At 67.1% G+C, this 11,397-nt stretch carries 12 protein-coding genes; all 12 read left to right on the top strand.

The genetic code is table 11. The features are described from left to right. Positions 1-2 precede the first annotated feature (2 nt). The 12 genes from AB4Y35_RS35985 to AB4Y35_RS35930 all read left to right on the top strand — a co-directional run bounded on the left by AB4Y35_RS35985 (position 3) and on the right by AB4Y35_RS35930 (position 11,383). The gene (locus AB4Y35_RS35985; protein WP_368708157.1) at positions 3-410 is read left to right on the top strand and encodes a cupin domain-containing protein; all 408 of its coding nucleotides are present in this window, start codon (positions 3-5) and stop codon (positions 408-410) included. A 16-nt stretch (positions 411-426) separates the two neighbouring features. Then, on the top strand, positions 427-1,533 hold the full coding sequence (locus AB4Y35_RS35980; RefSeq protein ID WP_368708156.1) for an Ldh family oxidoreductase: 1,107 nt from the start codon (positions 427-429) through the stop codon (positions 1,531-1,533). After that, positions 1,530-1,928: a RidA family protein gene (locus tag AB4Y35_RS35975; protein WP_368708155.1), complete on the top strand. Its 399-nt coding sequence runs from the start codon at positions 1,530-1,532 to the stop codon at positions 1,926-1,928. The genes AB4Y35_RS35980 and AB4Y35_RS35975 overlap by 4 nt, the downstream gene beginning before the upstream one ends. A gap of 67 nt (positions 1,929-1,995) precedes the next feature. Beyond that, entirely contained in the window at positions 1,996-2,868 is an 873-nt protein-coding gene (locus tag AB4Y35_RS35970; RefSeq protein ID WP_368708154.1) for a fumarylacetoacetate hydrolase family protein, read from the top strand. After that, positions 2,865-3,620 carry an SDR family NAD(P)-dependent oxidoreductase gene (locus AB4Y35_RS35965; RefSeq protein WP_368708153.1) on the top strand — a complete coding sequence of 252 codons (756 nt, stop codon included), beginning with the start codon at positions 2,865-2,867 and terminating at the stop codon, positions 3,618-3,620. The genes AB4Y35_RS35970 and AB4Y35_RS35965 overlap by 4 nt, the downstream gene beginning before the upstream one ends. 22 nt (positions 3,621-3,642) lie before the next feature. Next, positions 3,643-5,223: an FAD-dependent monooxygenase gene (locus AB4Y35_RS35960; protein WP_368708152.1), complete on the top strand. Its 1,581-nt coding sequence runs from the start codon at positions 3,643-3,645 to the stop codon at positions 5,221-5,223. Then, positions 5,220-6,146 carry a VOC family protein gene (locus AB4Y35_RS35955; protein WP_368708151.1) on the top strand — a complete coding sequence of 309 codons (927 nt, stop codon included), beginning with the start codon at positions 5,220-5,222 and terminating at the stop codon, positions 6,144-6,146. The genes AB4Y35_RS35960 and AB4Y35_RS35955 overlap by 4 nt, the downstream gene beginning before the upstream one ends. Before the next feature lie 37 nt (positions 6,147-6,183). Beyond that, a complete protein-coding gene (locus tag AB4Y35_RS35950) occupies positions 6,184-7,110 on the top strand; it encodes an amidohydrolase family protein (RefSeq protein ID WP_368708150.1) in 927 nt (308 codons plus the stop codon). 115 nt (positions 7,111-7,225) lie between these two features. Then, complete coding sequence (locus AB4Y35_RS35945) at positions 7,226-8,503, top strand: MFS transporter (RefSeq protein ID WP_368708211.1); 1,278 nt, start codon at positions 7,226-7,228, stop codon at positions 8,501-8,503. 14 nt (positions 8,504-8,517) lie between these two features. Beyond that, entirely contained in the window at positions 8,518-9,081 is a 564-nt protein-coding gene (locus AB4Y35_RS35940; protein ID WP_368708149.1) for a V4R domain-containing protein, read from the top strand. Then, positions 9,078-10,403, top strand: coding sequence for a Rieske 2Fe-2S domain-containing protein (locus tag AB4Y35_RS35935; protein ID WP_368708148.1), 1,326 nt, complete (start codon positions 9,078-9,080; stop codon positions 10,401-10,403). Before AB4Y35_RS35940 ends, AB4Y35_RS35935 begins: the two co-directional genes overlap by 4 nt. Next, entirely contained in the window at positions 10,400-11,383 is a 984-nt protein-coding gene (locus AB4Y35_RS35930; RefSeq protein ID WP_368708147.1) for a 2Fe-2S iron-sulfur cluster-binding protein, read from the top strand. Before AB4Y35_RS35935 ends, AB4Y35_RS35930 begins: the two co-directional genes overlap by 4 nt. Positions 11,384-11,397 lie beyond the last annotated feature (14 nt).

Here is an 11,397-nt window from a genome sequence, read left to right as displayed (position 1 = left end):
TCGTGAACCCGTCGAGTTCTACCTCGTCCATCCCCCCGCTAGAAGAAGTACTCCTAAATAGCGAAGACATGCCGTGGCGCCCCAAATCCCTGCCGGGTCTCCACGAAAAGATGCTGTGGCGCGACGACGCCACTGGCGCCTCCATCGCACTGATCCGCTTCGAGAAGGGCGTGTCGATTCCCGTGCCGCACTCGCATGCATCGAACCAGTTCATGTTCTGCCTGCAGGGGCGCTACGAATACACGGCCACGAATGTGGTGTTGATGCCGGGTAGCTTCTACTGGAATCCCAAGGGTCACGTCCACGGCCCGACGCTCGCGCACGAAGACACCATCGTGGTGGAGATCTACGACGGTCCGCACTATCCGCAGCAGCCGGGCTGGTACACGGATGAGCGCGATGCCCACTGACCGCGAAAGTGCCGCCATGTCCGGCATCCCCACGCCTTCCAGTCATTGCGAGACCGATCCGCAGGACCTGTGCGCGGCGGTCGGTGCGATCTTCGAGCGTTGCGGCGTAGCTGCTGCCGATGCCGCGTACGTTGCCGAGTCGCTGGTCGATGCCGATATGGAAGGCGTCCCCTCGCACGGCGTCATGCTGGTCCACATGTATGCGCAGCGCCTGCGCAGCGGATCCGTGACCGCGGCATCGCGGGCCGCCGTGACCCATGACCACGGCGCCTGCGTGGTGCTCGACGCCGCAAACATGCTGGGCCAGCTTTCCGCGCGACAGGCGGTCGCGATCGCGAGGGAGCGGGCCGCCGAGCACGGCATCGGCGCCGTGGCGGTACGCAACGCCTTTCACTTCGGCGCGGCGGGACGGTATGCGCGGGCCCTGGCAAGCGATGGCTGCGTCGGCATCGCGATGTCCAACACACGTCCGCTGATGCCCGCGCCAGGTGGCGCCCAGAGCGTCGTCGGCAACAACCCGCTGGCTATCGCGGTACCCGGTGACGACGGCATTCCGGTGGAACTCGATATGGCGATGAGCGCTAGCGCGATGGGCAAGATCCGGCTGGCCGCCGCCGCCGGCCGCGAGATTCCGGCTGGCTGGGCCACCGACGCGCAAGGCGTGCCCACCACGGACGCGGCCGCCGCCATCGCCGGCATGCTGCTTCCGGCCGCCGGCCCCAAGGGCTTCGGCCTCGCCTTCATGGTCGATCTGCTGTGCGGCGGCCTGTCCGGCGGCGCCACCGGCGCGGCGGTGCAACCGCTCTATGGCGACAGCGCCATTCCCTACAACTGCGCGCACTTTTTCCTCGCGATCGATGTGGCGCATTTCCGCGACGCCGGCGCGTTCGCGCGCACCGTCGGCGACGCGGCGGCCGCGGTGCGCACGTCACGGCGCGCGCCCGGCACGGAACGTCTTTACACCCCCGGCGAGATCGGCTGGGCGAGGCGTGCCGAATCCGGCGGCGTCTGCCGCGTCGAGCGGCCGGTGCTGATCGAACTCGCCGCCCTGGCGCGCGCGCTCACGGCCGCGCTGCCTTCTTCGATTGCCAACCTTGTGAACGATACGGACCTGACAGCATGAAAACGCAAATTCTCACCGGCGAACTGCGCAAACCCAACGGCCACTTCTCGCAGGCCACCACCATCGAGGCCAGCGGCAAGCTGGTCTTCATCTCCGGCATGACGGCGCGCCGGCCCGACGGCTCGATCGCCGGCATCGGCGACGTCGTAACCCAGACCCGGCAAGTCTGCGAGAACCTGAGCGCCGCCGTGAAAGCCGCCGGCGGCTCGCTCGACGACATCTGTCGCGTCGATGTGTACGTGCGCAACATCGAGCATTTCGATCGCATCCACGACGTGCGCCGCGAGTTTTTCAAGGCGCCGCTGCCGGCTTCGACCATGGTCGAGGTCAGCAAGCTGGTCTCGCCGGAGTACCTGATCGAGATCAGCGCGATCGCGGTTCTGCCGCACGCCTGAGCCACGTATCGGAGTCCGAATCATGCGATTTGCAAGTTTCATCTACGAGGGCCGGGCGCGCATCGGGGTGGTCGAAGGCGAGCAGGTGGCTCCGTTGCCGCTGTCTATGGGCGACCTGCGCGATGTGATCGCCGGTGGCCAGGATGCGCTGTGCAGCATCGCCAGCGCGTTGTGCGACGGCACGCTGGAGTGCATCGCACTCGATGGCCTGCGCCTGCTGCCGCCGCTGCAGCGCTTCCAGCGCGATGTGCTTTGTGTCGGCTGGAACTACTGGGACCATTTTCTGGAAGGCGAGGGCAAGCGTGAGGGGCAGGACGTGCCGCGTCCCGAAGCCCCGACCTTCTTCACCAAGAGCCCGCACACCCTCATCGGACCGCGCGACGACATCGCTTTCGATCCGCGCATCTCGGCCAAATGGGACTACGAGGCCGAACTGGCGCTGATCATTGGCGCCGACGGCCGCAGCATCGACGCGAGAGACGCTATGCGGCACGTCTGGGGCTATTGCCTCGCGAACGACATTTCGCAGCGCGACCTGCAACGCCGTCACGGCGGCCAGTGGCTGAAGGGCAAGAGCATCGACAGCACCATGCCGGTGGGGCCGTTCCTGGTGACGGCCGACGAGATCGATCCGCGCGAAGTGCGGCTGCAATGCCTGGTGAACGGCGAGTTGCTGCAGGACGCCTCGGTGTCGCAGATGGCTTTCGCCATTCCCGAGCTGATCGCCGAGTTGTCGTTCGGAATGACGCTGCATGCGGGCGATCTCGTCCTGACCGGCACGCCGGCGGGCGTGGGCAACGCACGCGAGCCGCAGGTGTTCCTGCAAGCCGGCGACGTCGTGACCGTGCGCGGTACGGGCCTGGGCGAACTGGTCAACCGCGTGGTCGAGACCGACCTGTACGGGCAATCGAGTGTCATGGACATGCGGAGGCGCCCATGAAAGCCAGTTTCGATGCAAGCGGCGACGTGATCGTCATCACGGGCGGCGCGAACGGCATCGGCGCGGCGCTCGCGCGTGCCTGCGCGGGGGCGGGCGCAACGGTGATCGTCTGCGACGTGGACGAGCACGCCGCGGCGGCGTTGCTGGCCGCCGAGCCGCGGCTGCAGTTTGTCCGCCTCGATGTCAGCGACCGCGACGCCGTGATGGCCGCCATGCAGTCCATCGAGAACGAACATGGCCACATCGACGGTCTGGTCTGCGGTGCGGCGGTGCAGCCGCGTCGGGCTGTGCATGACACGGCGCCGGGGGACTGGCAGCGCACGCTCGGCATTAACCTCAACGGCGTGGTGTGGTGCTACCAGGCGGCGATGCCCGGCATGATCCGCCGCCGGCGTGGCAGCGTGCTGGCGTTCTCGTCGGGGCTGGCGCATAGCGGCTGGGCCGAGTCCGCCGCCTATGCCGCCAGCAAAGCCGCACTGGTGGCGTTCATCAAGAGTGCGGCGAAGGAGGTGGCCCGGCACCGGGTGCGGGTCAACCTGATCGCCCCCGGCGTCATCGACACGCCCCAGTACCGCCATGCCAATGCCGGAAGCGACGACGCGCACTGGGCTGCCACGCTCGGGGTCGGCCAGCCGGAAGACGTCACGGGGCCGCTGATGTTCCTGCTATCCGATGCCGCCACCATGACCGCGTCGGTGCTCAGCCGGGACTATGCCTGGCAGGCCAGCGAACCCGCGGGGCGCGAGCAATGACACTCACCGGAGAACAACAATCATGCAGCCTGTACTGATCGTTGGCGCGGGGCCGATCGGGCTGACCACGGCGCTCGGCCTCGCCTACTATCGCATTCCCTTTCTGCTGTTCGAGGAAGACGGCAGCCTGTCGCTCGACACCAAGGCCGGCACGCTGCTGACGCGCACGCTGGAAGCCTTTCGCCGCTATGGCGTCGCCGATGCCGTGCTGGAGCGTGCGCTTCGGGTCGAAGAGATCGGCGAGATCGAACGGGAGAGCAATCTCTCGCAATCGTCCGTGCGTACGGCCGTGCTGCGCGACGAGACCCGTTACCCGTTCGTGGTCAACCTGCCGCAACACCATCTCGAGCCGATCCTGCGCGACGCGGTGGAGCGTGTGCCGCAAGGCCGCTTGCTGATGCAGCACCGTCTGGTGTCTTTTGACTCCGGCGCCAGCGGTGTGCAAGCGGTCTTCGACACGCCGGATGGCCCGCAGCGTTTCGAGGGCAGCTACCTGCTGGCGTGCGACGGCGGCCGCAGCACGGTGCGCGCGCAATGCGGCGTTCCGGTGGTCGGCACGTCGCTCGATGTGCGCTACATGCTGGTGGATCTGAAGGTCGACCTCGATGTGGCCAATCCGCGCGACTATCCCTATCTCGCGTACTTCTCGGACGCGCAGGAGTGGATGATCCTGGTGCGGCAGCCTCACTGCTGGCGCTTCCTCTATCCGCTCGCCAAGGACGCGGACGAACCGACCGACGAGGCACTGCGCAGCAAAGTGCTGCGCTTCATCGGCAAGGTCGACAAGGTCGAGTTGCTGGGGCGGGTGAGCTACCGCGTGCACCACCGCATTGCGAGCCAGTGGCGGCGCGACCGCGTGTTCCTGATGGGCGACGCTGCGCATCTGATTACGCCGATGTGGGCGCTCGGCCTCAATACCGGCGTGCTGGATGCCATCAGCCTGCCATGGCGCCTCGCGTGGGTGCTGCGCGGCTGGGCCGACAGCAGCCTGCTGGACGGCTACGAGCGCGAACAGCGCCCGGTCGCGTCGGAAGGTGCCGGCGAAATGGCCGAGGCCGCGCGCCACCACATGGCCATGCAGGGCGAGGCGAATCCCACCGCAGCGCTGCAGGACTGGGGCAATGCCTATACGCGCACGCTGCTGGGCGTGCGGCTGGATATCAACGGCAGCGGCGACTGGTCGATGATCCGCACGGAAGCCGAGCCGCCGCCGCTGCAGGTAGGCGAGCGCATCCCGGACTTTGTGCTGCATGGCCCCGCCGGCCGTCCAGTCCGGGTCCACGACCTGGTCGACGGCAATTTCCTCGCGCTGTACTTCGACGACGTGCGCCGCCAGCCGCAGATTCCACACAACACGTCCCCCGCGTTGCGTCACTTCGTGGTGTCGCGCTGGGACGCTCCCCTCGACTCCGGCCTGCGCGACCGCGCGCTGCTCGATGTCGGCAACCAGCTGCGCGAGCGCCTCGGCGTGGCGGACGGCACGCTGGTGCTGATTCGCCCCGACGACCATGTCGCCGCCATCGTGCCGATCGCGCCGCAACGTGCCGAAGACCTCTACGCATCGATCGTCGGCGCGCCTGTGCCGCAAGGGAGTTCGCAATGATCCATGGCCCCAGCGTGCTTGGCCTGAACGGATTTGGCCTGGAAGTACCGGACCTGGGCGCCGCCCGGGCCTTCTACGAGACCTTCGGCCTCGAGGCCTCGACGGTGCAGCCCGGCGTGCTGCGCATGCGCTCGCCTGGTCGCAGCAACGACGAACTGGTTTTGGCGGCCGGCGCGGACAAGCGGCTGTATCACGTGTCTTTCTACTTTGATCCGCTGCAGCGCGCGGCCTTCATCGAGAAGCTGACACAGGCAGGACTCGACGTCCTGGAGCAGGCGCCGACCGGCGGCCACCGCGACGGCCTGTGGTTTCAGGATCCGTGGGGCACCTGGATTCACCTCAGCCCGGATCTGCCAGTGTCGCTCGCGGAGCCGGCCGCCGATGCCGCCGTGCGCCGGCCGGTGGACGTCGCGGCGTGGCAGTCGCTGGAAGGCGGGCGACCGCCGCGCAAGTTAGGTCATGTGCTGATCTTCACCCCCGAGCTGGCAAGCGCCGAGCGCTTCCTGTGCGAGACGCTCGGCCTGCGTGTGGCCGACAGGGCAGTCGGGAAGGTGAGCTTCCTCGCTGCGGGTGAGGGCGTGATCGACCACCACTGTTTCGGGCTGATCGCCAGTACGCATCGCGGCTTCCAGCATGCCAGCTTCCAGGTGGGCGGGATCGACGACATCGGCCTCGGTGCCTGGCGCATGCGCGAGGCGGGTTACCGGGACAGCTTCGGCCCGGGACGGCATGCGCTGGCGTCGAACCTGTTCCAGTACGTGCGGGATCCGTGGGGTAGCTGGGTGGAGTACTACGCCGATATGGACAAGATCAGCGACCAATGGGTCAGCCGGGACTGGACGGTCCTGCCGTACATCTGGGGACCGACGTGGTCGCCGGAGTTCTGGGGAGGGGAGATGAATGCCAACCTGGAGCCACGGTGACCCCGCGTATGGATTGTCGGAAGACGAAGGAAAACCCATGTCCTCGATCGCATTGGATGTCCATACCCACCTTGTGCCCGGCGGCACGGCTGCATTGCCGCCATTGGATGGCGTCGTCAGGCGGCCTGCCGACGGTGTGATGGTGATCGACGGCCAGCCGCTGATGGCCGAGGACCTGTATCACCCCGAGCGGCTGCTTGCCTGGATGGAGGTCAACGGCGTGCAGCGTGCGCTGGTCTCGGTGCCGCCGCCGCTCTACCGGCAGCACCTGGACGCCGTCGCAGCCCACGAGTGGGCCTGTTACCTCAACGATGGCCTGCTCGAGATCGCCACTCGCCACAGTGCAAAGCTGGGTGCCTTGCTGCACTTGCCGATGGAGCACCCGGCGGTGGCGCAGGCGTTGGCCGCGTGTTATGGCGAGTCGGTTCATGCAGGATACGCGCTGGCGGCAGGAGGCGTTGACGCCGTCGATTACGGCGATCCGGCGCATCGGCCGCTGTGGGAGAGGCTGGACGCGCAGGGCGCCTTCGTCTTCCTCCATCCGGCGCACTGTTGCGACGGCAGGCTCACACGGCATTACATGGACAACCTGATTGGCAATCCTTACGAGACCGCGGTCGCGGCGTCGCAACTGGTGATGGCGGATGTCCCGAGGCAGTACCCGCGCATCCGCTTCTGTCTGGCGCACGCTGGCGGCGCATTCCCGGCTGTATGCGGGCGCTTGCAGCGCGGCCTCGAGAGCGGGCGTCCGGGAGTGCCGCCACGGATCGAGCCTCCCTTGCAGGCGGCGAGGCGCTTCTTCGCCGATTGCATTGCGCACCAGCCTGCCGGCCTGCGGCTGGCACAGGAGGTGTTCGGCCGCCCCAATGTGCTGTTCGGGTCGGACTGGCCGTTTCCCATGGGCATCCCCTCGCCGGGCACCGATGACACTGTGCGCGTGTGGAGGCAAGACGCCACGCCGTAACAACCCGGCGCACACACCCCAACAGGCAGAGAACGAGAATCAAGGAGACAACATGAATGTGGAACAAGGATCAGCCACGGCCGGTGTGCCGGTGGCTGCCGATGCGCGGCGGGCGATGTTGCGCAAGACCGTCATGACATCGATCGTCGGGCAGGCACTCGAGTGGTATGACTTCTTTCTGTATGGCACGGCCGCCGCGCTGATCTTCGGCAAGCTGTTCTTTCCGATCGGCACCGATCCGCTGGTGGGCACGCTGGCGGCGTTCGGCGGCTTCGCGGTGGGGTTCGTCGCGCGCCCGCTCGGCGGCGTGATCTGCGGCCACGTGGGCGACCGCTACGGTCGCAAGCTGGTGCTGGTTCTGACGCTGATCGTGATGGGGCTTGCCACGGCCCTGATGGGCCTCCTGCCGACGTATCAGCAGATCGGGATCTGGGCGCCCGTGCTGCTGGTGTTGCTGCGCCTCCTGCAAGGGCTGGCTGCCGGCGGCGAATGGAGCGGCAGCATCCTGCTGATCAGTGAGAATGCGCCGCCGACGCGGCGTGGCTTCCTGTCTGCCTGGAGCCCGAGCGGGGCGACCGTCGGCTTCGTGCTGTCGGCAGTCGCCTTCTGGGCGGCGCAGAAGCTGCCTGCCGAAGACTTCATGAACTGGGGATGGCGCGTCCCGTTCCTCGCCAGCATCGTGCTGGTCCTGGCGGGCTACTACATCCGCAGCCGGATTCCCGAAAGCGCGGAGTTCGTGGCGGTCAGGCGCAGCGGCCACGGTGTGCGCCTGCCCGTGATCGAAGTGCTGCGCCAGCAGCCGAAGGAAGTGCTGATGGTGGTGGGGCTGCGCATGGCGGAAGGCGGCGCGTCCTACATCTTCTTCGCATTCTCGCTCGCCTATGGCGCTCATCTTGGCATTCCTAACCAGGTCATGCTGGAAGGACTGACGATCTCGATGGTGCTGGTCATGGGCACCGCACTGGCGTATGGCCACCTGTCTGACCGAATCGGCCGACGCACCGTCTATATGGCAGGCGCGGTCGGCGTGATGCTGGTGGCGTTCCCGTTCTTCTGGCTGATCGATACCGGCCAGCCGTTCCTGGTGCTGCTCGCCTACGTACTGGCCGACTCCGTGGTGCTGGCCGCCATGGTCGGGGTGCAGCCGAGCTACATGGCGGAATTGTTCCGCACTGAAGTGCGCTACTCGGGCATGGGCGTTGGCCGCGAACTGTCGTCGGTGATCGGCGGCGGCGTGGCACCAATGGTCGCCACGGCGCTGCTGGCGGAGTACCACTCGGCGACGCCGGTGGCGCTCTATCTGATCGTGCTGGGGGGCATCACGGTGATCGCGCTGATGTTCACGCCGGAAACGCTGCCCAGTGAGGCGCGCAGGCGCTCCGGGCAGGCCTGAGGGAAGGGAGCGCCATGACAACCCAGACTTCACCCCTGACCACGCCGATCGCCCAGCGGCTCGTATTCGATCTGGTGCGCGGAGAGGTGCGTGACCATGACCGCCGCTACCTGCTGATGCGCCCAGATGTCCTCATGGGCATGCTGCAGTTGCTGGATGACACCACGCGGTCGCAAGCGCTGTGTGCCTTCGCCGACTCTACTGCCCAGCACGGCAAGCGCAGCATCCTCGCCTATCTCGACGGCCTGCCCGGCCGTGGGGCGGGCGACGGCAATGCGCTGCTCGATCTGATCTGCGAAACCTCGCCCGCCCTCGGCTGGGGGCGGTGGGACTTCGAGCGCAGCGGCGATGGCCTGGTTCTCAATGTTTTCAACAGCCCCTTTGCCGCGGGCTATGGGTCGGCGGCCCAGCCGGTCTGCGCGCCGATCGCAGGCATGTTCCGCACCGTCGCCGCGATTGTGTTGGGGCAACCGGTGCGGGTGCAGGAAACCGCGTGCGCCGCCGTGGATCCGCATGCCACTTGCCGTTTTGTCGCCCGCCCGGCGCTGGAGAGCGATGAGGAAGGAGACTTGACATGACCCGCTACCGGGACGATGCCGGCGCCATCCGCGCGCTGGTGCAGGAAGACCGCGTGCACCGCGACGTCTACCTCAGCGAGGAGTTGTTCCGCCTCGAGCAGGAACGCTTGTTCCAGCGCAGCTGGAATTACGTCGGCCACGAAAGCCAGGTGCCCGAGCCGGGCGACTACTACACCACCGAAATCGCCGGCCAACCATTGATCCTGGTGCGCCAGCCGGACCGCAGCCTGCGTGTGCTCATGAACCGCTGTGCCCACAAAGGTGCACGACTGGTTTGCCAGGTGCAAGGCAACACCGGCAAATTCTTTCGTTGTCCGTACCACGCGTGGGCCTACAAGACCGATGGCGCCTTACTGGCCGTGCCGCTGAAGACAGGCTATGAACACACCCGTATGCATGCCTGCGAGTCCGGAGCTGGCCTGGTGGCGCCACGCATGGCGGTGCATCGCGGTTTTGTCTTCACTTGTTTGTCGGCGGACGGCCCGGAGTTTTCGCATTACGTCGGTCCTGTGCTGACGGTGCTCGACAGCCTCGCCGACCGCTCCCCCATGGGCGAACTGCAAATTGCCGGCGGCTGCCTGCGCAGCGTGATGCGGTGCAACTGGAAGATGTACCTCGAGAACGTCAACGATTCCGTGCACCCGGTTTCCACGCACGAGTCAGTCTCGGCGACGGCCAGGTTCGTGCAGGACACGCAGCCGGCCGATGCGCCGGAGTCGATGGCCCTGCAGCAACTGCTGCCATTCGGCTCGGGCTATGACTTCTTCACGAGGACCGGCGCGCGCGTCTATCCGAATGGACACAGCGTGCTGGGCATTCACGCCAGCATCCATTCGGGATATGACATGCCGGCGGATTACCGGCAGGCGCTGGAGGCGGCCCATGGCGCGCAGCGAACCGCTGAAATTCTCGGCTTCGCGCCGCAGAACGTGGTCCTGTTTCCGTCACTCGCGCTCAAGGGATCGCCGCAGACGCTGCGTGTGATCAAGCCGCTTGGCGTGGACCGTACCCTGGTCGAGGTCTGGGCGCTGGCACCCAAAGGGGCGCCGCAAGCGCTGCTGGAGCGCACGCTGACCTACAACCGGCTGACGTTCTCGCCGATGTCGGTGGTGGCGCATGACGACATCCATATTTTCGAGGGCGTCCAGAGATCGCTGGCCGCCCAGGGCAATCCATGGATCAGCCTGCATCGCGAGTACCGCGATGGCGAACAGCTGGAGCCCGAGCAGGAGGTGAGCGGCACCAACGAGTTGCTGATGCGCAACCAGTTCCGCGCGTGGGCGACGCTGATGACGGCGGATGCGAAAGGAGCAGCGGCATGACGGGCTCCGACGCAACGATCGAACTGGTGGTCGACGAAGTGCTTCCGCTGACCGGCACCATCACCGAGTTCCGCCTGCGGGATCCGGCGGGCAGGGCGTTGCCGGGGTACACCGCGGGCGCTCATCTGCGCGTGCGGGTCGCGCCAGGCGGGACCGCGGACTGGCGCCATTACTCGCTGATCAACGCCACGGTGGGCGCCACGCTGGCGCCTGAGGTCTACCGTATCGCCGTGCGGCGCGAAGACAATGGTCTGGGCGGGTCTCGCTGGATGCACACAATGCTTAAGCCTGGCAGCCGGTTGCTGACCAGCCGGCCGCGCAACGCCTTTGTGCTCGACGCGGATGCCGAAGACGCCGTGCTGATTGCCGGTGGCATCGGGGTCACGCCCATTGTGTCGATGGCGGCCGTGTTGGCGGCCGCCGGGCGGCGCTACCGCGTGCACTACAGCGCCCGCAACACCCGCCAGCTGGCATTTGCGCAGGAACTGCGCGGCATCGCCGGCGCGCAATTGTCGCTGTACGCCGACCAGGGCGTACTGCCAGCGCTGGATATCGCGGCACTGCTGCAAGGCCTGCGTCCCGGCCAGCCCCTCTACGTCTGCGGTCCGGCGGGGATGATCGACGCGGTGCTGGCGCAGGCGTGCGCGCGCGGGTGGGCTCGCGAGGACATTCACTTCGAGCGGTTTGCCGCGCCGGCGGCCGCGGCGTCCGACACCGGCTTTGAAGTCGAACTGCGCCAGTCGGGCCGCACGCTCACGGTGGCGGCCGGGGAATCGATTCTTGACGCCATGCTGGCGGCGGGCCTGGACCCGCTTTACGACTGCAAGCGCGGTGAATGCGGGCTGTGCCGGACGACAGTGTTGGAGGGGGCGCTCGATCACCGCGACTATTGCCTCACTGAGTCGGAACGGCAGGCTGGCAATGTGATGCAAATCTGCGTGTCGCGTGCCGGCTGCGGGCGGCTGGTGCTCGATGCATGAAAGGGAGCGGGAAC

The organism is Paraburkholderia sp. EG286A (assembly GCF_040965375.1).
Classification (GTDB): Bacteria; Pseudomonadota; Gammaproteobacteria; order Burkholderiales; family Burkholderiaceae; genus Paraburkholderia.
The sequence above is the reverse complement of the archived record's forward strand: the minus strand, read 5'-3'. Positions and strand labels throughout refer to the sequence as shown.

Coding starts and splice junctions, on each gene's coding strand:
- AB4Y35_RS35935 (WP_368708148.1), top strand. CDS start 9,078: ATGACCCGCTACCGGGACGATGCCGGCGCCATCCGCGCGCTGGTGCAG.
- AB4Y35_RS35940 (WP_368708149.1), top strand. CDS start 8,518: ATGACAACCCAGACTTCACCCCTGACCACGCCGATCGCCCAGCGGCTC.
- AB4Y35_RS35930 (WP_368708147.1), top strand. CDS start 10,400: ATGACGGGCTCCGACGCAACGATCGAACTGGTGGTCGACGAAGTGCTT.
- AB4Y35_RS35945 (WP_368708211.1), top strand. CDS start 7,226: ATGTTGCGCAAGACCGTCATGACATCGATCGTCGGGCAGGCACTCGAG.
- AB4Y35_RS35980 (WP_368708156.1), top strand. CDS start 427: ATGTCCGGCATCCCCACGCCTTCCAGTCATTGCGAGACCGATCCGCAG.
- AB4Y35_RS35975 (WP_368708155.1), top strand. CDS start 1,530: ATGAAAACGCAAATTCTCACCGGCGAACTGCGCAAACCCAACGGCCAC.
- AB4Y35_RS35955 (WP_368708151.1), top strand. CDS start 5,220: ATGATCCATGGCCCCAGCGTGCTTGGCCTGAACGGATTTGGCCTGGAA.
- AB4Y35_RS35960 (WP_368708152.1), top strand. CDS start 3,643: ATGCAGCCTGTACTGATCGTTGGCGCGGGGCCGATCGGGCTGACCACG.
- AB4Y35_RS35950 (WP_368708150.1), top strand. CDS start 6,184: ATGTCCTCGATCGCATTGGATGTCCATACCCACCTTGTGCCCGGCGGC.
- AB4Y35_RS35965 (WP_368708153.1), top strand. CDS start 2,865: ATGAAAGCCAGTTTCGATGCAAGCGGCGACGTGATCGTCATCACGGGC.